Source organism: Gilvimarinus sp. 1_MG-2023 (assembly GCF_030548285.1).
The window spans coordinates 1-264 of record NZ_JAUOSC010001133.1 but is presented as its reverse complement, the minus strand read 5'-3'; the positions used below and the strand labels follow the sequence as shown (position 1 = coordinate 264).

Below are 264 nucleotides of genomic sequence, written 5' to 3'. Positions count from 1 at the left end.
GCTTCACCCAATCCTGAATCGGTGCATCCTTGGCCTGACACATACGCCAGATATCACCAGACTCAACCGCATGTTCCATCAACACAGTACCCGCGGCATCAGTGACGCGTACGGTACCAGCAGCAGGGATTTCAAAGGTTTTATCGTGTGAACCGTATTCTTCTGCTTTCTGGGCCATCAGCCCCACATTCGGTACGGTACCCATGGTGCGCGGATCAAAAGCACCGTTTTCACGACAGAAATCAATCGCTTCCTGATAGACAC

The 264-nt window shown here is 51.9% G+C and carries 1 protein-coding gene; it reads right to left on the bottom strand.

Features of this window, described 5'->3' with window-relative positions:
- The coding region (locus Q4563_RS20385; RefSeq protein WP_303605809.1) for an NADP-dependent isocitrate dehydrogenase at positions 1-264 on the bottom strand (264 nt) is incomplete at both ends.